Source organism: Burkholderia sp. 10_S31, from assembly GCF_056930375.1.
This window is the reverse complement of record NZ_JBXOWK010000001.1, coordinates 2,979,614-3,003,407: the sequence shown is the minus strand read 5'-3', so window position 1 is coordinate 3,003,407 and position 23,794 is coordinate 2,979,614. Positions and strand designations below refer to the sequence as shown.

General features: G+C 62.6%; 24 protein-coding genes and 1 tRNA gene. 16 read left to right on the top strand and 9 right to left on the bottom strand.

Going from position 1 to position 23,794, the window contains the following annotated elements; all coding sequences use genetic code 11:
• Positions 1-4 precede the first annotated feature (4 nt).
• The 7 genes from AC1Z3W_RS13505 (at position 5) to AC1Z3W_RS13475 (ending at position 6,869) form a co-directional block, all read left to right on the top strand.
• Positions 5-463, top strand: a complete 459-nt coding sequence (locus AC1Z3W_RS13505; RefSeq protein ID WP_124833904.1) for a DcrB-related protein — start codon at positions 5-7, stop codon at positions 461-463.
• On the top strand, positions 460-4,785 hold the full coding sequence (locus AC1Z3W_RS13500; protein ID WP_483507748.1) for an RHS repeat-associated core domain-containing protein: 4,326 nt from the start codon (positions 460-462) through the stop codon (positions 4,783-4,785). Before AC1Z3W_RS13505 ends, AC1Z3W_RS13500 begins: the two co-directional genes overlap by 4 nt.
• The gene (locus AC1Z3W_RS13495) at positions 4,736-5,179 is read left to right on the top strand and encodes a hypothetical protein (protein WP_483507747.1); all 444 of its coding nucleotides are present in this window, start codon (positions 4,736-4,738) and stop codon (positions 5,177-5,179) included. Before AC1Z3W_RS13500 ends, AC1Z3W_RS13495 begins: the two co-directional genes overlap by 50 nt.
• Positions 5,180-5,239: 60 nt before the next feature.
• Positions 5,240-5,752, top strand: coding sequence for an RHS domain-containing protein (locus AC1Z3W_RS13490; protein ID WP_483507746.1), 513 nt, complete (start codon positions 5,240-5,242; stop codon positions 5,750-5,752).
• Positions 5,662-5,949, top strand: a complete 288-nt coding sequence (locus AC1Z3W_RS13485) for an RHS repeat-associated core domain-containing protein (protein ID WP_483507860.1) — start codon at positions 5,662-5,664, stop codon at positions 5,947-5,949. Before AC1Z3W_RS13490 ends, AC1Z3W_RS13485 begins: the two co-directional genes overlap by 91 nt.
• A 202-nt stretch (positions 5,950-6,151) precedes the next feature.
• Complete coding sequence (locus tag AC1Z3W_RS13480; RefSeq protein WP_483507745.1) at positions 6,152-6,460, top strand: barstar family protein; 309 nt, start codon at positions 6,152-6,154, stop codon at positions 6,458-6,460.
• 55 nt (positions 6,461-6,515) lie between these two features.
• Entirely contained in the window at positions 6,516-6,869 is a 354-nt protein-coding gene (locus AC1Z3W_RS13475) for a hypothetical protein (RefSeq protein ID WP_483507744.1), read from the top strand.
• Positions 6,870-6,957: 88 nt separating this feature from the next.
• On the opposite strand, the gene AC1Z3W_RS13470 is transcribed toward AC1Z3W_RS13475, so the two are convergent.
• Positions 6,958-7,473, bottom strand: coding sequence for an ATP-dependent nuclease (locus tag AC1Z3W_RS13470; protein ID WP_483507859.1), 516 nt, complete (start codon positions 7,471-7,473; stop codon positions 6,958-6,960).
• A gap of 403 nt (positions 7,474-7,876) precedes the next feature.
• Between AC1Z3W_RS13470 and AC1Z3W_RS13465 the strand changes: the two genes are divergently transcribed.
• The 6 genes from AC1Z3W_RS13465 to AC1Z3W_RS13440 all read left to right on the top strand — a co-directional run bounded on the left by AC1Z3W_RS13465 (position 7,877) and on the right by AC1Z3W_RS13440 (position 14,761).
• Positions 7,877-8,098: a SymE family type I addiction module toxin gene (locus AC1Z3W_RS13465; RefSeq protein ID WP_483507743.1), complete on the top strand. Its 222-nt coding sequence runs from the start codon at positions 7,877-7,879 to the stop codon at positions 8,096-8,098.
• 1,690 nt (positions 8,099-9,788) lie between these two features.
• Positions 9,789-10,907, top strand: a complete 1,119-nt coding sequence (locus AC1Z3W_RS13460) for a branched-chain amino acid ABC transporter substrate-binding protein (RefSeq protein ID WP_057927478.1) — start codon at positions 9,789-9,791, stop codon at positions 10,905-10,907.
• 173 nt (positions 10,908-11,080) lie between these two features.
• Positions 11,081-12,007, top strand: a complete 927-nt coding sequence (gene livH, locus AC1Z3W_RS13455) for a high-affinity branched-chain amino acid ABC transporter permease LivH (RefSeq protein WP_041493199.1) — start codon at positions 11,081-11,083, stop codon at positions 12,005-12,007.
• 11 nt (positions 12,008-12,018) lie between these two features.
• Complete coding sequence (locus AC1Z3W_RS13450) at positions 12,019-13,290, top strand: high-affinity branched-chain amino acid ABC transporter permease LivM (protein ID WP_044846847.1); 1,272 nt, start codon at positions 12,019-12,021, stop codon at positions 13,288-13,290.
• On the top strand, positions 13,287-14,060 hold the full coding sequence (gene livG / locus AC1Z3W_RS13445; protein WP_483507742.1) for a high-affinity branched-chain amino acid ABC transporter ATP-binding protein LivG: 774 nt from the start codon (positions 13,287-13,289) through the stop codon (positions 14,058-14,060). Before AC1Z3W_RS13450 ends, livG begins: the two co-directional genes overlap by 4 nt.
• Positions 14,060-14,761 (top strand): ABC transporter ATP-binding protein, encoded by a 702-nt coding sequence (locus AC1Z3W_RS13440; RefSeq protein WP_011354263.1) that lies wholly within the window; start codon positions 14,060-14,062, stop codon positions 14,759-14,761. The genes livG and AC1Z3W_RS13440 overlap by 1 nt, the downstream gene beginning before the upstream one ends.
• 540 nt (positions 14,762-15,301) lie before the next feature.
• On the opposite strand, the gene AC1Z3W_RS13435 is transcribed toward AC1Z3W_RS13440, so the two are convergent.
• Complete coding sequence (locus AC1Z3W_RS13435) at positions 15,302-15,574, bottom strand: hypothetical protein (protein WP_057927475.1); 273 nt, start codon at positions 15,572-15,574, stop codon at positions 15,302-15,304.
• Positions 15,575-16,114: 540 nt separating this feature from the next.
• Here AC1Z3W_RS13435 and AC1Z3W_RS13430 point away from each other — a divergent pair.
• The gene (locus AC1Z3W_RS13430) at positions 16,115-17,197 is read left to right on the top strand and encodes a helix-turn-helix transcriptional regulator (protein ID WP_057927620.1); all 1,083 of its coding nucleotides are present in this window, start codon (positions 16,115-16,117) and stop codon (positions 17,195-17,197) included.
• An 86-nt stretch (positions 17,198-17,283) separates the two neighbouring features.
• Here AC1Z3W_RS13430 and AC1Z3W_RS13425 read toward each other — a convergent pair whose 3' ends face one another.
• A complete protein-coding gene (locus AC1Z3W_RS13425; RefSeq protein ID WP_175825475.1) occupies positions 17,284-18,585 on the bottom strand; it encodes a class-III pyridoxal-phosphate-dependent aminotransferase in 1,302 nt (433 codons plus the stop codon).
• A gap of 76 nt (positions 18,586-18,661) precedes the next feature.
• Between AC1Z3W_RS13425 and AC1Z3W_RS13420 the strand changes: the two genes are divergently transcribed.
• Complete coding sequence (locus AC1Z3W_RS13420) at positions 18,662-19,546, top strand: LysR family transcriptional regulator (RefSeq protein ID WP_483507741.1); 885 nt, start codon at positions 18,662-18,664, stop codon at positions 19,544-19,546.
• A 207-nt stretch (positions 19,547-19,753) separates the two neighbouring features.
• Here AC1Z3W_RS13420 and AC1Z3W_RS13415 read toward each other — a convergent pair.
• Positions 19,754-19,838: transfer RNA gene (locus AC1Z3W_RS13415), tRNA-Leu, on the bottom strand.
• A 140-nt stretch (positions 19,839-19,978) separates the two neighbouring features.
• Between AC1Z3W_RS13415 and AC1Z3W_RS13410 the strand changes: the two genes are divergently transcribed.
• On the top strand, positions 19,979-21,304 hold the full coding sequence (locus AC1Z3W_RS13410; protein WP_483507740.1) for a leucine-rich repeat-containing protein kinase family protein: 1,326 nt from the start codon (positions 19,979-19,981) through the stop codon (positions 21,302-21,304).
• A 40-nt stretch (positions 21,305-21,344) separates the two neighbouring features.
• On the opposite strand, the gene AC1Z3W_RS13405 is transcribed toward AC1Z3W_RS13410, so the two are convergent.
• From AC1Z3W_RS13405 to AC1Z3W_RS13385, 5 genes are all read right to left on the bottom strand, one after another.
• The gene (locus AC1Z3W_RS13405; protein WP_483507739.1) at positions 21,345-21,974 is read right to left on the bottom strand and encodes a LysE family translocator; all 630 of its coding nucleotides are present in this window, start codon (positions 21,972-21,974) and stop codon (positions 21,345-21,347) included.
• A 92-nt stretch (positions 21,975-22,066) separates the two neighbouring features.
• Positions 22,067-22,243, bottom strand: coding sequence for a hypothetical protein (locus tag AC1Z3W_RS13400; protein ID WP_185734551.1), 177 nt, complete (start codon positions 22,241-22,243; stop codon positions 22,067-22,069).
• A gap of 32 nt (positions 22,244-22,275) precedes the next feature.
• Positions 22,276-22,722 (bottom strand): copper chaperone PCu(A)C, encoded by a 447-nt coding sequence (locus tag AC1Z3W_RS13395; RefSeq protein WP_483507738.1) that lies wholly within the window; start codon positions 22,720-22,722, stop codon positions 22,276-22,278.
• A 50-nt stretch (positions 22,723-22,772) separates the two neighbouring features.
• The gene (copC, locus tag AC1Z3W_RS13390) at positions 22,773-23,138 is read right to left on the bottom strand and encodes a copper homeostasis periplasmic binding protein CopC (protein ID WP_057927468.1); all 366 of its coding nucleotides are present in this window, start codon (positions 23,136-23,138) and stop codon (positions 22,773-22,775) included.
• Between the two features lie 224 nt (positions 23,139-23,362).
• On the bottom strand, positions 23,363-23,740 hold the full coding sequence (locus AC1Z3W_RS13385; protein WP_124834716.1) for a DUF2946 domain-containing protein: 378 nt from the start codon (positions 23,738-23,740) through the stop codon (positions 23,363-23,365).
• Between the last annotated feature and the right edge of the window lie 54 nt (positions 23,741-23,794).

Here is a 23,794-nt window from a genome sequence, read left to right as displayed (position 1 = left end):
AGCCATGCACTACGCAATCCACGAAGGCACCTTCGAACTGCCGGACGCCGCGCTCGACCGCACCGTCAACATCCTGATGATGAACGTCGGCCCCGGTGGCCTCAATCTCGTGATCGCCCGCGGGCGGTTCCGCGACGGGGAGAATCTCGCCGCGTTCGTCGCGCGCGAATGGGAAGTGGCGTCGCGCGATGCCCGGATGCTGACCGAGAAGGCGCGCCGGCCCGTCACGGTCGGCGGGCGTGCGGGTATTCAGATCGATTCGACGCACGAGCGCGACGGCCGGCTGTGGCATCAAATGCAGACCATGTTCCCGTCGGACGATGCCGGACGCGTGCTCGTGATGACGCTGACCAGCGCGGCACCGCTGACCGAGGAACAGCAGGCGATCGCCGACCGCATGCTCGCCAGTTTCCAGCCGCGCGGCACCGGACCGACCCTGCTCGGGGCGGGTGACGCGTCGTGAGCGCGGAACACTTCGCGGCCGCGCGCTTCGAAGACCCGATCCAGCACACGTCGTTCTGGGGTGAGCTGGTCGGCACGGTCGGGTCGGTGATTGGCGGTGCCGTCGTCGGTGCGTTGGTGGCGGAGGCGATGGAGGGGCTGGTGTTCGTCGGCCTCGCCGCGCTCGAAATCGGCACGGCCGGGTTGGCGACGCCGCTCGTGATCGCGATCGGTGTCGGTGTGGCGGTCGGCTCGGGCGCGCTGATGGAAGCGAGCGGCATGAACGAAGCCATCGACGACGGCGCGAAGGCGCTGGCCGACGCGATCGCGCCGCCCGAGATCAAAGGCAAGATCGCGAGCGGCTCGGGGGACGTCTACGTCAACGACAAGCCGGCCGCGCGGGCGGCACAGCCGGGGGATCTCGATACCGTCGCGTGCACGGACCATCCCGGGCCGCAGATGATCGCCGATGGTTCGGGGAGCGTTTACATCAACGATCAGCCGGCGGCGCGGGTTGGCGACAAGACGACTTGCGACGGCACGATCGCCGAAGGTTCCGACAACGTCTTCATCGGCGGCGGCACGCAGCGGGTGCGGGATGTGAAGTCGGCCACGCGGCTCGGATGGCTGGGCGCTGCGCTTGGTATTGCGCTGGCGGTCTGCGGTCGCGGCAAGATGAGCTGGGGGCAGTTTCTGAAGAGCAAGGTGCCGTGTCTTGCGATTAATTTTGCGGCCGGTGCTTTCGGTACGTGGCTCGGTAGCCTGGCGAGGCCATCAGCCGGCCACCCGGTCAACGTCATTTCCGGCGGCAAGATTCTCGACGGCACGGACGACACCGATTTCGCTTTGCCCGGGCCGCTGCCGATCGTGTGGCGGCGTTTCTACAGTAGCCACGATGATCGCGCGGACAGCCTGTTCGGGGCGGGATGGAGCGTGCCGATCAGCGTTGAGCTTCGGCTCGCGCGTGAGCGTGGCGAGGTCACGTCGATCACGTATTGGGATGAGCAGGGGCGCGACATCGTGTTCCCGGCCGTGCCGCCCGGTGAGAGTCATTTCAGCGTGCCGGAAGGGATTTACCTGATTTGCACCGAAGGCGGCCACTACGTGGTTGAAACGGTCGATGGGGGGTATCGCGATTTCGGCCGCGCGCGTAGCGATGCGGACAGCGAGACGCTCAAGCTGTGGCGGCTCGAGGATCGCAACGGCAACTGGATCGAGGTCGAGCAAGAAGCGGCCGATGGGGTCGTGCGGCCCGCGCGGCTGCATGACAGCGCCGGACGCATGCTGACGCTGGTCTATGAAAGATTGCATCCCCGACGCGTTGCCGCGATCGAGTTGAGCCGCGGCGTCGACGGCGAACGGCCCGACACGCTAGTGCGTTACGCATACAACGATGCGGGCGAACTGGTGGCCGTCACCGATCGCGGCGGCCACACCGCGCGTCGCTTCGCATACGAGCGCGGACTGATGGTCCAGCATACGTTGCGCGGTGGCTTGAAGTGCTTTTATGCGTGGCAGGGAGTCGGTCGCGATGCGCGTGTCGTGCGCCACTGGACCGACGACGGCGAAGCGTACACGTTCGATGCGGACCTCGCGCAGCGTACGGTGACGATCACCGACCAGATTGGTCGCGTTACGCAGTGGACGTGGAACGAGGACCAGCAGCCGACGAGTCACACGGATGCCGAAGGTCACGTGTGGCAACTCGAGTGGAATGCGATGCGGCAGTTGGTCAGCACGACCGACCCGGCCGGTAACACGACCCGTTTCGAATACGATGAGCGCGGGCGGCAGATGCAGCGTATCGATGCGCTTGGTCAGGTCGAGCGCACCGAGTGGAACGGGCACTACGATCTGCCCGTTGCTGAAACCGATCCGGCCAATGCGCGCTGGATCTACCGATACGACGATCGCGGCAACCTGACGATGACGCGCGATCCGGCGGGCTTCGCGACGGAGTATTACCGCGATGAGCGCGGGCTCGTGCATACGATTCGCGATGCGCGTGGGGGGTACAAGTTCCTCGAATGGAATGGTCGGGCGCAGTTGACCTCGTATACCGATTGTTCCGGCAAGGTCACGCGGTTTGCGTACGACGCACGCGGTGCGCTTGCGCGGGTGACGGATGCCGCCGGCCACGCCACCGTGTACGAAACGGATGCGATGGGGCGGGTCACGGGGATCGGGACGGCTGATGGTGCGCGTCAGACGTTTCGTTACGACGCGGCAGGGCGTCTCGTTGAAGTTGTTGATGCGAATCAGCGCAGCACGCGTTATGAACTCGATCCGCGTGGATTGTTGTTGTCACGCACGGATACGGCTGATCGTGTCGTGCGGTTAGGCTACGACGATGCGTTCAGGCTCGAGAGTTTGACCAACGAAAATCGTGAGACGTATCGCTTTCAGTATGACCGTCGCGATCTGGTTTCCACGCAGATTGGCCTCGATGGCCACAAGCGTACGTACGAGTACGACGTGTGCGGTCAAGGCACGATCGTGCGCGATGGGCAGATCGAGACGCGATACGAACGCGACGCGATCGGGCAACTGACCGCGAAACAAGCCGCGCATGAGCGTTGCGAATACCTGTATGACAAGGCAGGCCGAATCACATCGGCCGAGTTGTACACGCTTGCCGCGCGTGGGCCGTCGCTGAAGAATCGGGTCAGCTTGAAATACGACGCGCGTGGTGAGGTCGTCGAGGAGTACACGCCGACTGGCTGGCTCGCACATACCTACGACGAGCTTGGGAATCGCGTCAGCACGACGATTTCCGGCGAGCGCACGATCGATTGGCTGCATTACGGTTCGGGGCACGTGCACCAGATTCGTTTCGATGGTGCCGCAGTTGCGGACATCGAACGGGATGATCTGCATCGCGAGGTGCTACGGACGCAGGGCAAGCTGACGAGTCATTTCGGGTATGACGCGGTGGGTCGTCGTGCGCGGCACGCTGCACAGCGTGGCAGGGCGGGCGGCGAGTTGCTTGCGAAGCAGTGGCAATACGATGCAGCAGGCGACGTGATCCTGAAGCGTGATCAGCGTTATGGCACGACGAGCTATCGGTATGACCCGACGGGGCGCATCGAACAGGCGGCGGGGCCGGGATTGCCGTCGGAAGTGTTTCGCTGGGATGCGGCGGCCAATCTGGTGTCTAGCGATCACCCGGGCGGGTTCGTTGAGCACAACCGGCTCAAGATGTTTGAGGACAAGCGCTTTGAGTATGACTCGTATGGGCGGCTCGTTCGCAAGCTGAGTGGGCATGGGCCTGCTAAAGAGCTGATTCTTGAGTATGACGATTGGAACCAGTTGAAGTCGGTTGTGACGAAGGACCGGCTTGGCATCGGGACGACGCATTTCGAATACGACGCGTTTGGCCGGAGGGTTCGGAAGCTCAATGGCAGTTATGCGAGTACGGATTTCCTGTGGGACGGCATGCGGTTGGTGCAGGAGACGTATCACGATCGTCAGGGGGAGGAGGCGCTGACGTATTTGTACGAGTCCAATAGTTATGTGCCGCTTGCTCGGATTGATCAAGGGAAGCAGGCGGCTAACGATGCGGATGTACGGGATGCGGTCTACTATTTCCACAATGACGTTTCGGGGCTGCCGGAGGAACTGACCGACGCCGATGGTGAGCTGGTCTGGCAGGCACGCTATAAGGTTTGGGGCAACGCGGTGCAGGAGGAGTGGATCGCGCGGGCGCCGCAGAGGTCGACAGCCACATGGGGTGAAGTGTCGGTGGCCGCGCCGACGTCGATACACGCGCCACGACCACAGAACCTGCGCTTTCAGGGACAGTATCTGGACCGTGAGACCGGGTTGCACTACAACACTTTCCGGTTCTACGATCCAGACATTGGGCGATTCATCAATCCCGATCCGATCGGATTACTGGGGGGAGCGAACCTCTATCAATTTGCACCTAACTCGATCACGTGGATCGACCCTTGGGGGCTAAGTCCCATTATGGTCGATCCAAGATTGATAAATTTCAGTCAATCGTGGGTTAGTCCAAACGACTACGCTGCAGTCATGGATCAAAAGGGATGGTTCGGCGATCCTTTAAATGTAATGATTCGCGATGGTCAAATGGTAAGCTTTGATAATCGACGCCTTGATGCTGCGTTGGAAAATAAGGTTGATAAGGTTCCAGTAAATATTGTTGATGGAGAGAGCCCATATCCGAAATCGACAACAGGAAAGTCGTGGAATGATGCTTTCGATGAGCGATTAGGAAGAAATGGACTCGGGAAGTATGGGACTTCAGAACGGCCTGTCATTGGTAAGGCGGATGGCCAAGCGCGAGTTGTTAGAAATAGGAGAGATAAAGTTGGTTGTTGATATTCTTCACGATATTTTGCTTGGGGAGCGGTTCTTTTACGCCGATTGTGTTGTCATTGGAAAATCTGATGTGGTTGGATACAGAATAAAAGATGGTCAGCCAGAAATGGATAGATCAATTCATGTGTCAGAGGATGATTTGACTGACGTATTTCAGAATTTCGCTGTGACTATTGCGGGTTCGATCTACGTCGGTGGTGAGGCATCTGCTCATGGGTCGTGTGGTTTCTTTTATAAAAAAACTAATGATGTTCTTGATTGGGCGTTGATGTCTTTGGATTCTGAGCCTTTTGTATCTCTAGAGAAGATTCACGATGGAGTTGCGTTCGTGTCAAGTTCGGGGCGGAAGTGGGTGGTGCGCGGAGATAATATAGAGGATGTGGAAATCACGTAATTTTGCCGCGAAGATGGAGGACGAGACGACAACGCATTTCGAGTACGACGCGTTCGGCCGGTGGATTCGGAAGCTCAATGGCAGTTGCGCGCGCACGGATTTCCTGTGGGACGGTATGCGGTGGTACAGGAGGCGTATCACGATCGTCAGGGTGGGGAAGCGCTGACGTATTTGTACGAGTCCAATAGTTGCGTGCCGCTTGATCAGATTGATCAAGGGAAGGCGGCGGCTGACGATGCGGATGTAGGGGATGCGGTTTACTACTTCCACAACGACGTTTCGGGGCTGCCGGAGGAACTGACTGACGCCGATGGCGAGCTGGTTTGGCAGGCACGCTACAAGGTGTGGGGCAACGCGGTGCAGGAGGAGTGGATCGCGCGTGCACCTCAGCGCGCGACGCCGTCTTGGGACGAAGTGTCCGCGGCCGCACCAGCGCAGACTCGTGCGCCGCGGTCACAGAACCTGCGGTTCCAGGGCAGTATCTGGATCGTGAGACGGGGCTGCACTACAACACTTTCCGGTTCTACGATCCGGATCTCGGGCGGTTCATCAACCCGGATCCGATCGGATTGATGGGGGGAGTGAACCTCTATCAGTACGCACCGAATTCGGTCACGTGGATTGATCCTCTAGGGTTATCTTGCGATCTAGCCGAGCACAGAAAGGATCATATTTTGAATCGCCATAGATATGGTGCCGGAAAGCCCGGGAAGACGGAGGTTCCATCTCATTGGAGTGATAGTGATATTTTTGCAGCATGCGTCGGATGACATTGAGAGGGCAGTGGAGAGTATTAAGGTTTGGGAAAGGCCTGGAGACTAGTGTCAATGTAATATTTGAATGGAAGGTCTTGTATTTGTCCGGATCGGGTGATTCGTGATGCTGGATAAGCCTGGAATTTATGTGGTCGATTCGATCGGGGCGAAACGCATTGCGGAAGAATGCAGTCGCGGCGGTTGATTAGTTATTTTCGTGCCCGAAGGAGCCGCATCTAAGAATCAGTTTTACGATGCGATTTGCAGCAATTGTCCGCTAGATCCGTCATTGCATAGTAATCGAAGCTGGGACGCTTTGGCTGACTCGCTTTGGTCGGGTTTGGATGAGGCGCAGGGAGAGAAAATCGCAGTCTTCTGGCGAGATTCGGGACGCATGAAGGCAGCAGTGCCGGACGCTTTTTCTATCGCAATAGATATATTCACTGATCTGAGCGTTTCATCGGTGGATCCGAGTGCAACGGTATCCAGAGTGAAGATGCTCATGGTTTTTAAAATAGAAAATTAATTATTAACACGAGGCGTTCTCGAGGGTTGTTGTAATGGCTAATGGCGGGCGGTGTTTGAGTGTGATTATTTTGGATGATATAGATTTTTTTTATCTTATCAAAAAAATTGAGGTGGCATTCGTTGCGTATCTCGTTGTAGAAGATAGGAAGGGTCGATATTTCGCGGAGTGGCATGGACATGAGTTTTCCATAAAAGTTATTGATAGAATTGATCGGCTTGGAAAATTTTTATGTGACGAAAATCATGTTATCGATATCTGTGTCGAGTCGGGTAGCAAATTATGTGCTGAATTTGAGGATGAGGTTAGGTTGATTTTGAAAAATGGTGAAATTAGTTGGCGGCGTGCGGTGTGGTCGAGAGCTAATCGATTCGAGGGTTTGCGTGAAATATATCCAGATTTAGATTGATTTTAAGCAACGGCTGGCGACGCAGACCAACGGTGCGATGCTGTATGCGTCGTCCGCGCGGCAGTCGCTGTCGGCCACAACCTATCGTTCAGTGAGCGGAAAAACCTGCCGTTGGAACGGCTGCAATCCGAAGCCTCTCAACCAGTGGCTTGAGTCGGTGGGCATGGCTCCCGCCAATATCAAGAAAGGACACGTAGCGGCTGTTCAGTGCCTTGAAGTCCCGCTCAATGAAAAGCGGTACTAGCATGCGTTCTGCAACGCCCTCAACGAAAATAGCCGCGTTGGCAAACAGCAGGTCGGTGTGCTGAACGCGGAAGTAGCGCTCTGCAAATTGGCGGGTCTTCTTGTCGTCACCAAAAACCTGTCCAAGGTTGACGACTTCCGTCGTTGGCATGGAGTTCGCCACGGTCTTCGCGACGCGGCGAACGTACCGAAGCCGGTCAAAATTCTCCGCATGAGCAAGATGGCTCGAATGGGTACTAATAAGTAGCTGGCTCTTCAGTGCCGACGCATCTTTCTCGGTGGGACTGATGAGCTTGTACGCCTTGTCGGGAAAGATGCGTTGCACCTGAACATGAAGGTGCGCCTCAGGCTCCTCGATCATCACTAGGTGAACGGGTGTCCTTTACAGGTGACCGCGCCTCGCAATACGTCCAGGCCAGCTGTTTCAGCTCGTCAACGCTGGTTGCCGGTTCCAGTCGCAAGCGAACGCCGACAGCGCCCCCTTTCCAGCTGAACTTGGAAAGGAATGGTGCGACATAGTGATACATACCAGTCCCTGCATCAAACCAGAGGTCCAACGTCGGCATGGCCGCTAGAAGCGTTTGGAGTTGCTCTTCCCACAGCTCTTCGGCCCCAGCCGGTAAACCTCGTCGAAGGATTGTTTCATCGAGGCAGTTGAAAGGGAGGAATCCGAACAAAAATACACCGCAGTAAACGAGCGCGGGCCGCAAGTGCTACCAACACTCACGACCCGCTAACCACAGCCAACTAAGCAGGAGTTGCCCATGGCTAAGGCGAATGATAAAGCACGTCCCCCGATCACGGAACGCTACGTGACGGTCCAGCAACTGTGGGGTGTTCCAAAAAGCTTCGGCACCAAACCGAAGACGTTCTTTCCGTATATGAAGATAGGCGGAATGTGGCTGATCAATGACGTGGGTTTCGATCCGGGCAAAAGGGTGCGGATAGCTGTCGAGCCGGGAAGGCTGATCATTACGGCGATGTGAGATACGGCAGCCGCGCAAGCACATCGGCGCGATTCGTCTGGAGGCGGATAAGCCGATCGGCTAGTGTGGCGCGAACAACTACATCCAGCCCGCGACCGCCGTTGAACCGGCGATAGGAAAGGCCGCGTAGACAGCACCGCGCGGCCTAGTCGAATTTCAACTCGCGCAAATGCGAACCCCAACACAGCGTGCGACTGTGCCGCGCAAAGCCGCACATCAAGCCGGGTAGGGCAGCCGCCGCCGGCCACCACCAAACATCACCAGGCGATATTGCAAGACGATCGCGCCGTCCCCGCACCGCCCGTAGCTGTGCAATGCGAACCCGCGCCGTTGTCATAGAACGTCCGCGTCTCCGGTTGCGGCACTGACGGATCGTACGGATTCGGCGCACTGTGCGGCCCGCGTGCGGCATCGAAAGGCCGCGTCGGCGCATACGAGTTCCCGCTACCTGGAGCATGTGACCCATTGGCCCGCAGATATTCATTCCAGTTCAGTTCCCGCTGTTCGTGTCTCGGCAACGCGCGACCGAAGCTATCGCTCCCACCCGCACCGAGTTCGACGCGATTCGACGGCCAAACATAATCGCGAGATCCATGTTCAGCCGAAGGCTGCGGCTTAAGCGTATCGCCCGCAACCCTCAACGGCCGCGTATCAGGCGTATCGAACGGACTACGTTCAACCGGCGCAGCGTACTTCACACGCCGCGTCGTCCGTGCCGCCCGCCCCTCATCACGAGCCACAGCCCGACGTTCCGAACGAAACACATTGGCACTGCCCGAACGATCGACCAGCGAATCGCGGCCTGAAGCGTCGAATGCAGAAACAGAAAGCGCACAAGCAAGCGCAGCGGCAGAAGAAAAGCGAAGAGGATGATTCATCAGGCTCCGAACCAGGTGATAAGCGATGAGAAAAAACGGCAGATCACTGGCTGGCGGCTGTGCGACGGATGGGCGTCGAAGCGGCCCTGAAGCGACTACGAGGCGCGGCGGACGCGACACGCAGGAAGGCTGGCTGGATTGCAGAAGCGAGTTCGAATTATTTCATAAAAATAACAACAAGCTTTCGTGCATGGCAAAAGCGTCAGCATACGGAATGATTTGCCACCCCAACCCAACGCCCCGCAACGGCGCAGGTCAGCGCAATCATCAGTCAATTGATTTAAATAGATCGAACCCTATAAAACGAGAAGATCGCACATCGTCCATCCGAAAATCGCCGTGGACCTTATCCCACAAGCCACTACGCCACCAACCCACCCAAAATCGCAACCCAATTGCACCCACCGCAAACGTTGCCACCCCCACCCAGTTGCTCCCCAATCGCCACCCAGGACCCAGCAAGTTTCTCCGTGTTTTCCCTCATAACGCCGGCATTTTTGACAGACATTTAAAAAACCCCCATATAATTTCGGCTGCCTTGCCAACAGCTGTCGGACCATCCCTCCGACCAAGCGGTTGGCAAGCGGGGCAGGCGAAACGCTTGCGCAATGCAAGACGCATCACGATGTCTTTCCGAACCAGACGTCCCCTTTGGGGGACTGCAAGAGCCGGGCCCCGCTACGCAACATCTATCCGCAGGTCCGTCTTCATGTGTCTCGGGCGTGTCCCATGTCCTCGCCCCGGGTGCTGTTCGATTGCGCAAGTCATGCCGCCTTTGCCCGTATGACTAAACAACATCGAGGAGCTCCCAGATGACGCTGTCCCGTCTTACGTCCATTTCCGTCGCCGCCGTGCTGTTCGCCGCCGGCGCCGCCGCCGCGCAAGCGGACACCGTGAAGATCGCCATCGCCGGTCCGATGAGCGGCTCGGTCGCCCAATACGGCGACATGGTGAAGGCCGGCGCGCTGACCGCGATCGAACAGATCAACGCGGCAGGCGGTGCGGGCGGCAACAAGTTTGAAGTCGTGATGATGGACGACGCTTGCGAGCCGAAGCAGGCCGTCGCCGTCGCCAACAAGATCGTCAGCCAGAAGATCAAGTACGTGATCGGCCATGTGTGCTCGGGTTCGACGATCCCCGCCTCCGACATCTACGAGAACGAAGGCATCGTGATGGTCACGCCGTCGGCCACCGCGCCGCAGCTGACGGAAGGCAAGAAGCGCCACTTCATCTTCCGCACGATCGGTCGTGACGACCAGCAAGGCCCGGCCGCCGCGCACTACATCATCAACAACGTGAAGCCGAAGAAGGTCGCGATCCTGCACGACAAGCAGTCGTACGGCCAGGGCATCGCGTCGTCGGTGAAGAAGGACCTCGAAGCCGCGAAGATCCCGGTCGTGCTGTTCGAAGGCATCAACGCCGGCGATTCGGACTACTCGGCGATCATCACGAAGCTGAAGTCGCAAGGCGTCGATTTCGTGTACTTCGGCGGCTACCACCCGGAAATGGGCCTGCTGATGCGCCAGGCGCGCGAGCAGGGCGTGAAGGCCACGTTCATGGGGCCTGAAGGCGTGGGCAACAAGGACGTGACGGCGATCGCCGGCCCGGCTTCGGAAGGCATGCTGGTCACGCTGCCGGCCGACTTCTCGGCGGACCCGGCCAACGCAGGCCTCGTGAAGGCCTTCGCGGACAAGAAGCGCGACCCGAACGGCCCGTTCCAGATGCCGTCGTACGCAGCGGTGAAGATCATCGCCGACGCGATCTCGGGCGCGAAGACGACCGACCCGACGAAGGTCGCCGCGTACATGCACAAGACGACGTTCGACACGCCGATCGGCAAGGTCGCGTACGACGCACAGGGTGACCTGAAGGCGTTCAAGTTCGTCGTCTACACGTGGCACAAGGACGCGACGAAGACCGCCGCCCGGTAATACGGAGTACCCGCCCCGCGCACCCGCTCTGCCCGTCACCCGGGCAGGGCGCGTGCGCATTTGGCCGTTGCGCGGCCAAGGGGCGGCCCGAGACGACACCGTGCGTTGCGCGCGGCCGAACGCCGTGATCCGGCGACGGCATGCGACCCAGCGCCAACGGGAGCTTCCCGCACATGACAGACTTCTTTCCCCAATTCGCCCAGCAGCTGGTCAACGGCCTGACGCTGGGTGCGATCTATGCGCTGATCGCCATCGGCTATTCGATGGTCTACGGCATCATCGGCATGATCAACTTCGCCCACGGCGAGATCTACATGATCGGCGCCTACGTGGGCCTCGTGACCCTCACTGCCATCGGCATCTCCGCCGGCTATCCGCTGCCGCTCGTGCTCGGCGCCGCGCTGATCGTGTCGGTGATCGTCACCGGCCTGTACGGTTTCGCGGTCGAGCGCGTCGCGTATCGTCCGCTGCGCGGCGGCCCGCGCCTCGTGCCGCTGATCTCCGCGATCGGCATGTCGATCTTCCTGCAGAACTACGTGCAGATCGGCCAGGGCGCGCGCGACGTGTCCGTGCCCGTGCTGATCTCCGGCGCGTTCGACATCCATCTCGGCGGCGACTTCGACGTGACCATCCCGTATTCGCGCCTGATGATCGTCTGCGTGACGCTCGTGCTGATGATCGCGCTCACGCTGTTCATCTCGCATTCGCGGATGGGCCGTGCGTGCCGCGCATGCGCCGAGGACATGAAGATGGCGAACCTGCTCGGCATCGACACGAACCGCGTGATCTCGTTCACGTTCGTGCTCGGCGCGATGCTGGCCGCCGTCGGCGGCGTGCTGATCGGGCTGACGATCGGCAAGCTGAACCCGTATATCGGCTTCGTCGCGGGCATCAAGGCGTTTACCGCCGCGGTGCTCGGCGGGATCGGCAGCATCCCGGGCGCGATGCTCGGCGGCGTGCTGCTCGGCCTCGCGGAAACCTTCGCCGCAGGCTACATGCCGGCCGAGTACAAGGACGTCGTTGCGTTCGGCCTGCTCGTGCTGATCCTGCTCTTCCGCCCGACCGGCCTGCTCGGCAAGTCGGACATCGAAAAGGTTTGAGGGAGACGCAGATGAGTCAAGTCATTTCCGTTCGCCGCCCGGCCGCCGACGCATCGGTCGGCCAGGCGCTGAAGAATGCCGCGGCCGCCGCGCTCCTGACGGCGATCCTCACGATTCCGGTGCTCGGCCTGCAGCTGAAGCTGGACGGCTATCAGGTGGTGCTGACGCCGCACTGGCGTCCGGTGTGGATCGCGGTCGCGGCCGTGTTCCTGTTCCAGCTGTTCAAGCCGTGGCTCGTGCGCGCGAAATCGGCGGTGAAGCTGCCGGCGATGCCCGCGATGGGCGCGCAGCAGCAGCGCGCGATCATCTGGGTGCTGCTCGCGGTCGGCCTCGTGTGGCCGTTCTTCGGCTCGCGCGGCGCCGTCGACGTCGCGACGCTGGCGCTGATCTACGTGATCCTCGGCCTCGGGCTGAACATCGTGGTCGGTTTCGCGGGGCTGCTGGATCTCGGCTATGTCGGGTTCTACGCGGTCGGCGGCTATACGTACGCGATGCTGAACCAGTATTTCGGGCTGTCGTTCTGGGAGTGCCTGCCGATCGCGGCGATTGCCGCGGCGACGTTCGGCTTCCTGCTCGGCTTCCCGGTGCTGCGCCTGCGCGGCGACTATCTCGCGATCGTGACGCTCGGCTTCGGCGAAATCATCCGCCTGCTCGCAAACAACCTGACGAGCCTCACCGGCGGCCCGGACGGCATCTCGAGCATTCCGAAACCGACGGTGTTCGGCTTCGAGATGGCGCGCAGCGCGAGCGTCGAAGGCGCGAAGACCTTCCATGAACTGATCGGGCTGGAATACAGCGGCGAGCACATGGTGATCTTCCTGTATCTGATCGCGCTGGTGCTGGTCGGCTTCACGCTGTTCGTGACGAGCCGCCTGATCCGCATGCCGATGGGCCGCGCGTGGGAAGCGCTGCGCGACGACGAGATCGCATGCCGTTCGCTCGGCCTGAACCCGACGCGCATCAAGCTGTCGGCGTTCACGCTCGGCGCGGCGTTCGCGGGCATCGGCGGCGCGTTCTTCGCGGCGCGTCAGGGCCTCGTGAATCCTGAATCGTTCACCTTCATCGAATCGGCGCTGATCCTCGCGATCGTCGTGCTCGGCGGGATGGGCTCGCAGCTCGGCGTGATTCTCGCGGCGATCCTGCTGACCGTGCTGCCGGAAGTCGCGCGCGGCTTCGCCGAGTACCGGATGCTGATCTTCGGTCTGGTGATGGTGTTGATGATGATGTGGCGTCCGCAGGGCCTGCTGCCCGCGAGCCGTCCCCACGTGGAGCTGCCGCAATGAGCGCGAATGCAGAACTGTTGAAGGTGGCCGGGCTGCAGATGCGCTTCGGCGGGTTGCTCGCGGTGGACGGCATCGATTTCGACGTGCGCCGCAACGAGGTGTTCGCGATCATCGGGCCGAACGGCGCGGGCAAGACCACGGTGTTCAACTGCGTCGGCGGCTTCTACAAGCCGACCGGCGGCGACGTCGTGCTCGACGGCCATGCGATCGCGGGGCTGCCGAGCCACAAGATCGCGTTGAAGGGCCTGGTGCGCACGTTCCAGAACATCCGCCTGTTCAAGTCGCTGACCGTCGTCGAGAACCTGCTCGTCGCGCAGCATCGCAAGGTGAAGTCGGGGCTGCTGCCGGGCCTCTTCTCGACGCCCGCGTATCGTCGCGCCGAGCAGGAAGCGCTCGAACGCGCGGCGGTGTGGCTCGACCGGATGGGGCTGACGTCGGTCGCCAACCGGCAGGCCGGCACGCTGTCGTACGGGCACCAGCGGCGTCTGGAAATCGCGCGCTGCATGATCACCGAGCCGCGCCTCTTGATGCTCGACGAGCCGGCGGCCGGCCTCAACCCGCAGGAGAAGATCGAGCTGCAGCACCTGATCGACAAGCTGCGCCGCGAGTTCGGCGTATCGGTGTTGCTGATCGAACACGACATGAGCCTCGTGATGGGCGTGTCGGACCGCATCCTCGTGATGGAGCACGGCCGGCCGATCGTGATCGGCACGCCGGAAGCGGTGCGCAACGACCCGCGCGTGATCAAGGCGTATCTGGGGGAAGAGTGATGCTGAAGCTGGAACAGGTCCATACGCACTACGGCGCGGTCGAGGCGCTCGCGGGCGTGTCGATCGAGGTGAACAAGGGCGAGATCGTCACGCTGATCGGCAGCAACGGCGCCGGCAAGACGACGCTGATGATGACCGTGTGCGGCACGCCGCGCGCGTCGTCGGGCCGCGTGCTGTTCGAGGGCAAGGACATCACCGCGATGTCGACGCACCAGATCATGCGGCAGGGGATGGCGATTTCGCCGGAAGGGCGGCGCGTGTTTCCGAGTCTGACGGTGCTCGAGAACCTGAAGATGGGCGGCTTCTTCGCGAGCCGTCACGAGATCGACGACGGCATCGAGCACGTGTTCAAGCTGTTTCCGCGCCTGAAGGAGCGCGCGGCGCAACGGGCCGGCACGATGTCGGGCGGCGAGCAGCAGATGCTGGCGATCGGCCGCGCGCTGATGAGCAAGCCGCGTCTGTTGCTGCTCGACGAACCGACGCTCGGTCTCGCGCCGCTCGTGATCGCGCAGATCTTCGACATCATCCGGACGATTCGCGACGAAGGCGTCACGGTGTTCCTGGTCGAGCAGAACGCGAACAAGGCGCTGGGCGTGGCCGATCGCGGCTACGTGCTCGAAACGGGGCGCGTGGTGCTCGCCGATACGGGCGCGAACCTGCTCGCGAACGACCGGATCAAGCAGGCGTATCTCGGCGGTTGACCGTTGCTCGCGCCGCCGGTGCGTATCCGTCGGCGGCGCGACGCTCCTCCTTCATGACCGAGCCTCGATCGCGGCCAGGTCGCCTCGGCCACGCATGCCGAGTCGTTCTGCGTGGATCCAGGCGAACCTCGCTCCGCCGCATCTTCTCCGAACTTTCGTCGGCAGGCGGTCGAGCGTCTGGTCTGTCGTGCCCGATGCGCATTTCGGCCGGCGCCGATGCCGAAGCGTGAGCGGCCGAAGCGGGCTGAGGCTCGTCGATATGGGGGCGAGCCTGCTTGCCTACGATCGAATCAAGCAGGTTTGTTTGCGTGAGCGGTGCAGGATGCCGCCGGCCTGCAACGGGCAGGCGGCACTATTGCAGGCACGCACGTTGACGGGCACCACGGACTGATGCGGCATGAGCGTTTCAGTATGTCGCGCTCGGCACGGAAAAACGCCGGGTGGGCTGCTGCTCGACGTCTTCCCGTCGGCCGTGCATGGTCGCACCATCACGACCCCCACCCGATACACGGGCGACCATGCCGAGCCGGACCCCCACTGCTACTGGCCGCCGCCGTACAGCTCGTTGATACGCTGGAGTTCCCCAGACTTCTGCATACGCAGGAGTTCCTCCTTGACTTGCGCGCGCGTGATTCCGATCCGCGCCCCCGCCTGCGAACCCGCGCTGGGCATGCTGCCCATCGATGTCGCGCTGATCGCCGAGTCGGACGGCTTGTTCGACGCCGCCGCGGCGCCTTCGTCCTGTGCTTGGGCGAGACTCGACGCACCCAGCACACAGATGACGGCCAGTGCCGCCTTGTACATGCTCTTCATCGTGGCACCTCACATGAAAAAGCGCTGCAACAACAGCGCGACCGACGCGGATTCCGCATCGTCCGCATATTTCGACACTCCGCATGCGTGAGGCTGCTTCCGGCGTGCTCATCTGCATCGTGATGCGCGACGTGCCAGCATCCACGGTCGACAGACCTGCGTCTGTCCACGCCCACATTCGTAACGTCGATTCCCCCCGGCGATTCCCCAAGGTTTTCCCGTGACTGGCGCATCGGCATGCGCGGCTTCGCGCCGCGGCCTGGTCGTGCGTGTCGAGTCGTCTTGCTCGGGCGTTATGTCGTATCGCGAATCGGATACTTCAGCCGCAATTGCATTGCGTCGGACAAATTCCGGATGCCGAACGCGGCAATGGGTTCGTCACGCACCTGCAACCGGAATGGCGGAATGATAGAACCCGCGTGCCGGATTGACGCCCTCTTGAAAGGGGGTAATTGCCGTAGTTGTCATGTGGAATGTCTAAGCTGGATGGATATCGCGGAACGTGTGAATGAATCCGGCGTACGCTCGAGGAGCGCATTCATGTCTGACAAGCACGTCGCGCTGACCAGTCATATTCGTCGGCTCTGTTCGCTCACCGTCGAGCCGCATCTCGTCATTCCTCATGTGATTGAGGCGGCCCGGCACATCGTCGGTGCCGATTGGGGCATGTTCTTCTATGCCGACGAGCACTACGCAGTGTCGGACGTGTGCAGCGAAAACGACACGGTCTACACGTTATTGCCGACGTATTTCGCGAATATCCACAACACCTCCCGGCAGGAGGTGCTGGGCGTCACGTTTTCCGATGCCATGCGCCGTGGGCGCGGTTTCGACAACAGCGCGCACTACGACGATAAACTGCTGTCGAGCGAGATGTATGCGGATCTGTGGCGGCCGGTTTCGATGCGTCATTGTCTCGAGCTGACCGCGACAGACGGCACACGCGGCTGGGGCAGCCTGCTGCTGTCTCGCGCATCAGGCTGTCGTCCGTTCTCGGAACAGAATCACCGCGACATCGAACCCGTGGCGCGGCATCTCGCTCACGCGCTATCGCGGCCCGTGCAGCCGTCGCTGCACGAATCGGAATGCAGCCTGTCCGCGATCGTGGTGGTCGACGACGATGGCCGGCTCCTGCTGTACAACGCAGACAGCATCCGGATGCTGTCGCTCGCGGCCGGCGAGCCGCTCGCGTTCTACCGTCACGAACGCTTGCCGGACTGGCTCACGCCGCTTCGGTCGAACATCAACCGGATCTGGCGCGGCTATCCGGCGCAGCCCCCGACGTTCGAGCGTCGCAACAATGCGGGCCGCTTCCGGTTCATGGCCTATCGATGTACCGACACGGCCGCGTTGCAACACGATTTCGCGATCGTGATCTATATCGAGCACTTTCCGCCGCTCAAGCTGACGATCGAACGGCTCGGCTTCGCGTTCGGCCTGACCGAACGGCAGCGCGAACTCTGCGAGCAACTCGTGCTGGGCCGATCGCACAGCGAGATTGCGCGTGGCTTCGCGCTGCGCGACAGCACGGTCGTCGATCATGTTCGCAAGATCTATCGCAGGCTCAACGTACACAATCACGACGAGTTGCGCAGCGTGTTTCGGATCGGAAGGCATGGCTAGGTTACGAGGCGTGCGGCGCGGCACGCCTCGTCCTGCTCGAATCTTCCCGCCCGCTGTTTGCGTGCGGCGTTGCGCTTGTCGTTCTGTTACAGCGCGCGTGTGATCGCCTGTTCCAGCAGCGACAGCCCGAGATCGATTTCCGCTTCGCTGACGGTCAGCGGCGGCGCGATCCGGAACACGCCGCCCATGCCGGGCAACTGCACGATGTTCATGCTGAGCCCGAGGTTCATGCATTCGCGCGTGATCTTCGCGCCGAGGCCGTCCGCCGGTTCCTTCGTCCGGCGATCCTTGACGATCTCGACGCCGAGCAACAGTCCGCGCCCGCGCACGTCGCCGATGCAGTCGAAGCGCTCCATCAGGTCGAGCAGCCCGCGCCGCAGCCGGTCGCCCATCACGTTCGCGCGCTGGACGAGGCCGTCGCGCTGCACCACGTCGAGCACGCGCAGGCCGACCGCGGCCGGCAGCGGGTCCGACACGTGCGTCGTATAGAACAGGTAGCCGAGTTCGTGCGCGCGCTCCTCGATCTGCGCCGACGTGACGACGGCCGCAAGCGGCAGCCCGGCGCCGAGCGTCTTCGACAGCGTGAGGATGTCGGGCGTCACGCCGTCGTGCTGGCACGCGAACATCGTGCCCGTGCGTCCGATGCCGGTTTGCGCTTCGTCGAGGATCAGCAGCATCCCGCGTTCCTCGCACTTGCGCTTGAGCGCCGCCATGTAGCCGTCCGGCAGTTCGATGATGCCGCCCGAGCTGAGGATCGGCTCCGCGATGAACGCCGCGAGGTTGCCGCTCGACTGGCGATCGATCAGGTCGAATGCGTAGTCGAGTTCGGCGAGGGTGTCGTAGGTGCCGTTGCGCTCGAAGCGCGGCCGGTACGTGAACGGCGCCGGAATCGCGAACGAGCCGACGGCGGCCGGGCCGACGCCCTTGCGGCCGGCGCTATACGTGGCGGACGCCGCCGCGCCCGTCATGCCATGCCACGACTGCGCGAAGCCGACGATCTCGTACTTGCCGGTGACGAGCTTCGCCATCCGGATCGCCGCTTCGTTCGATTCCGCGCCGGTGCTCAGCAGCAGCGCGCGATCGAGCCCCGGCGGCGTGATGTCGGCGAGGCGCGTCGCGAGATCGACGACCGGGCGCGACAGCATTCCGCTGAACAGGTGATCGAGCCTGCCCGCGTATTCGGTGATGACGGAGACGATTTCCGGGTGGCTGTGTCCGAGCACCGCGCTCATCTGCCCCGACGTGAAATCGAGGATCGCGCGGCCGTTGGCGTCGTAGACGAAGCTGCCTTGCGCGCGCTCGATGATCATCGGCTCGAACGTGCCGCCGTAGCGGATCAGGTGCTGCCTGGCGTTGTGCCAGAAGGTTGCGTCGTCGTTCAGGGACATCGGGCTTCTCCGGACAAGGGCAGGGATCGCTTGCAGTCTAGGCGGCGGTCTGGTTTTATGGAAACGAATAGTTCTTATGCAAGGTAGAAAAGGAGCTAATACCTTGGGACGCTCGCTTGAAATCGACCTGCTGCGCTCGTTCGTCGTCATCGCCGAAGTGCGTTCGTTGAGCCGTGCGGCGGCGCGGGTCGGCCGCACGCAGTCCGCGCTCAGCCAGCAGATGCGGCGGCTCGAGGAGAGCGTCGACCAGCCGCTGTTCCAGCGCACCGGCCGCGGCGTGCTGCTGACGCATCCCGGTGAGCGGTTGCTCCTGCATGCGCAGCGCATCCTGCGGCAGCACGACGAGGCGATGGCCGATCTGTGCGGCACCGGGTTGTCGGGCACCATCCGGTTCGGCTGCCCGGACGATTACGCGGCCGTGTTCCTGCCGTCGCTGCTGCGGCAGTTCTCGAGCCAGCATCCGCAGGCGATCGTCGAGGTCGTGTGCGGGCCGACGCCGCGGTTGCTTGAGCAACTCGACAAGCGGTCGGTCGATCTCGCGATGATTTCATTGCCGGACGATGGGGCGACCGACGATTTCATCCGCCGCGAGCAACTGGTCTGGATCGGCTATCCGGGGCTGGACGCCGCGCAGTTCGATCCGTTGCCGCTCGCGCTGTCCGATCCCGATACGCTCGATCACATCGCGGCCTGCGATGCGTTGCAGCGTGCGGGCCGCGATTATCGCGTTGCGTATGCGAGCAGCAGCCTGGCGGGGCTGACCGCGCTGGTGCGTTCAGGGCAGGCGTTCGCGGTGATGACGCAGACGGCGGTGCCTGCGGATCTGGCGATTCTCGCCGGCGATCGCGGGCTGCCGCCGCTGCCGGCGGTGGGTATTACGCTGAGGTTCGACCGGAAGCGGCCGTCGCATCTGACGGCGGCGTTTGCGGAGCATATTCGGGCGGTGTTGCCGGTGCTGTGAAGACGGGGGAGGGCTATTGCGTGATCGCTGGAGAAGCCGGCAACTCGGCAGTCCAACCTGATCAGCGGACAGTCTCTCGTGTCGAGATACCCTGTGTATTCCCGAATTCGAATGACATCGCGGTGAACACTGCACAAACAAAAAAACCGCGAAGCGTTGCGCTGTCGCGGTTTTTTGCACTTGCACGAAACACGAAGAAACCGTGTCTGGTGCCGACGGCGAGACTCGAACTCGCACAGCTTTCGCCACTACCCCCTCAAGATAGCGTGTCTACCAATTTCACCACGTCGGCACTGCAGGGCCGCAATTCTAGCGTCACCTTGCGCGTTTGTGAAGGGGGCGTGACACGGTGGTGAGGGAGGCGGAAGCGATCCCGGTAAAATTCGTCGGATCGATCCGACGATCATCGCAACCGCAACCCGTTTTCTCCCCGTGACGACGACCCTCGAACAACTGCAGTCCGGCCAGCTGTCGGGCGCCCGGCAACTCAAGCTCGCGTGCGGGCTGACCGAATTTCCGCGCGAGATCTTCGATCTGGCGGACACGCTCGAAGTACTCGACCTGTCCGGCAATGCGCTGTCCGCGCTGCCGGACGACCTGTCGCGGCTGCAGCGCCTGCGCATCCTGTTCGCGTCCGGCAATCGCTTCACCGAATTCCCGGAAGTCCTCGGCACGTGTGAGCAGCTCGACATGATCGGCTTCAAGGCGAACCGGATTCGTACCGTGCCACGCCATTCGCTGCCGCGCGCGCTGCGCTGGCTGATCCTCACCGACAACGACATCGACGCACTGCCGGCCGAGATCGGCGACTGTTCGCGCTTGCAGAAGCTGATGCTCGCGGGCAACCGGCTGCGTGCGCTGCCCGCCGAAATGGCAGCCTGCCGTGCACTCGAACTGGTCCGGCTGTCGGCGAACCGGCTCGACGCGCTGCCGGAGTGGCTGCTGCGCCTGCCGCGCCTCGCGTGGCTCGCGTCCGCCGGCAATCCGTTCGGCGCCGCGCCGGAGGCAGCGGCTTCGGCCGAGCCGGGCGTCGCCGACATCGACTGGACGTCGCTCACCTGCGATCAGAAGCTCGGCGAAGGCGCATCGGGCGTCATCCATCGCGCGCAGTGGCGCGCGGACGGCCACGCGCCGCGAGCGGTCGCGGTCAAGCTGTTCAAGGGCGCGGTCACGAGCGATGGCCTGCCCGATTGCGAAATGGCCGCTTGCCTGCACGCCGGGCGCCACCCGAACATGATTCCCGTGATCGGCAAGGTGCGCGGTCATCCGGACGGCACGCACGGCCTCGTGATGGAACTGGTCGCTCCGGCGCTGACGAACCTCGCCGGGCCGCCGAGCTTCGCGTCCTGTACGCGCGACGTGTATGCGGCCGACGCGCGATTCGAGCCGGCCGCGGCATCGCGAATCGCGCTCGGCATCGCGTCGGTCGCGGCGCATCTGCACGCGCGCGGCATCATGCATGGCGACCTGTACGCGCACAACATCCTGCACGACGGCGAGGGCGGTGCGCTGCTCGGCGATTTCGGCGCGGCGTCGGTCTACGACGTGAACGACCACGTGCGCGCAGCGCGGCTCGAACGGCTCGAAGTCAGGGCGTTCGGTTATCTGCTCGGCGAATTGCTGGCGCGATGCGAGCCGCGTGCGCGGGAAGGTTCGCACGCACTCGATGCGCTGGCGGCTGCGTGTCTGAACGAGGATGTCGACGCGCGGCCGTCGTTCGGCGAGGTATCGGCCGTATTGGCGGCGTCGAAGGCGTGACGGCGTTCCGTCGCGGCGCGGGCGCTCGCCGTGCGGACCGTTACGCTTGCCGCGCGGTCAGCAGCCTGATCCCGAGCCCGACGAACAGCAGCCCGCTGGCGCGCTTGGCCGCACGAACCCACGGGCTGACGCCGAAGCCGCGATGAAGCCGGCGCACGCCGAACGAATAGACGCTGTGCACGACGATGACGGTGCATGCGATCGTCGCGTACATCACGACGAACTGCATCGCGAGCGGGCGATCGTGCACGATGAACTGCGGCATGAACGCCGACAGAAAGATCATCGTCTTCGGATTGCTGCCCGACACGAACAGCGCTTCGCGGAACAGCTTTCTGCGATCGGGCACGGCGATCTGCGCTGCGCCGGTCGACGTAGCGGCCTTCCGGTCGCCGCGCAGTTGCCGGATGCCCAGAAAGATCAGATACGCGGCGCCGACGATCTTCATCGCGATGAACAGCGGCGGCATCGCGGCGAGCACCGCGCCGACGCCGAGCGCGACGAGCATCACGACCACGGCCTGCGCGACGAGATTGCCCGCGATCGTCGCGGCGGTGCCGTGCGTGCCGTAGCGCACGGTGTTGCGAATCACGAGCAATACGTTGGGCCCGGGCGACAGCGTCGTCGCGAGATAGGCTGCGGCAAACAGCATCCAGGTCTGAATGGCCATGCGTCGCTCCGAGAGGCGGTTCCGGCGGTCGGGATGAAGTGATGATGCCACGCCAAAACGGCGCAGGCATCCGCCGGAACCGTGGCGGCGCGTCAGTTCGCGTCGCGCACGCAGTAGGTCGCGATCGACGACGGCGTATCGATCGCGGCCGGCCGCGTCATCCAGGCGATCCACGCCGCCCATAACCCGCAGACGATCAACGCGGCGACATTCAGCGGCGTCCGGTAGCGGACGATCAGATCGGCCAGCGGCAGGCGTTCCTTGTTCATGTTCGTCTCCATCGGTCGGTGCGGTTGCGGCATTACAGGCCGGTATGGGAAGGCGCCTTCGCGTCGCAGCTCACGGACACCGTCGAGCCGTCGGCGAAATGCAGCCGGAACGGCACCTTCGCGCCGGGCGCGACCGGCTGGCGCGGCTCCTCCAGCATCACGTGATAGCGCTTCGGCTTGAACGTCAACGTGCCGTGCGCAGGCACGTTGACCGCATCGACGTGAACCATCTTCGCAGTGCTGCCGGCCGTCTGCGTTTCGTGGATCATCGCCATCCCGAACGCGGGCGTATCGATGCCCGTGAGCGTGGCAGGCTTGTCGCCGTCGTTCTTCAGCGTGAAGTAGCCGGACGACGGCACCGTCGCCGGCATCGCGCGGATCCAGCACGCATTGGCCTGTACGGTCGGCGCGGCGAACGTGACCGGTGCCTGCAGCGCGAGCAGGGCAAACAGCAGGCTGGTTGGAATCGAGCGTTTCATCGAGTGTGTTCCTGGTCGGAAGGAAGATTGCCGCGTGGGTATCGTGCGGGTTACTTCAGCGTGAACGTATAGCGGCCTTGCGTGCGATGGCCGTCGCTCGCCACTGCAACCCATGTGACCGTGTACGCACCGGGTGCCAGGTTCGCCAGCGCGACGTGCATCCGTTTCCGGTTGCCGGCGTCGACGACGGATTTCCCGTCGACGACCGACTGGCCGTTGCTGTCGGTGACGGCAATGGAACTGAATGCAGGTTCGAGCGTTTCGCTGAAGTCGATCGTGACCGCGTGCGGTGCGCTCGACAACGTGGCGTTGGCGGCGGGTTCGAGGGTTTTCGGATGCGCGTGTGCGTGAGCGGCCTGTGCGACGACGAAGCCGAGTGCGACGAGCGCGCCGCGGAGGAAAGCAGTGGTTTTCATGACGGGATGATCCGGTTGGGAATGACAAGGAGAACGATGCATTCGACACGCGGCCATGCATTCGCGTGCGCGCGATTGCCTGAAGCGGGCGAGCACACGCACGGCATGGAGCCGCGAGCAATACAGTCGAACATGATCGTCCTTCGAAACGTGACACGGCATGCACGCGCAGCGCGCATGCGGACGGCGCGATGCGCTACGGCATCACGCACAGTGACGACGAATCAGGACGCGAACGGCGGGGCGCGCGGTTGCGCGGCCGTGAGCGGCAGCGTGCGGCGCAGGCTTTCGAAGCGGGTTGCTTCGCGATGCTGGAGGGGATGAATGTTGGCCGCGAACGTGAGTTCGGGCGCGGGCAGGGCAGGTGTATGGGCAAGCAGGCTGCAATAACCGCAAGCCTGCAGATGGGCCTGCAGGCTCTTCGACGACGAATCGCCGGCATGGTCGCTGCCAGCCGGCGCAGCCGTGCAGTAACCGGCAAGCAGCGCGTCGACGCGGTCTTGCGTCGTCAGCGCCTGCGAGATCGTCGGCGCGAGCGCCGTCATCAGGATGGCAAGCATCCCGATCAGACTGACGATCTTCCGGAGGCGGCGACTCAGCATGCGATACGCGGCGGCGTGTGGACGGCAATGGGGCGGATTATGCCATGCGCGTCA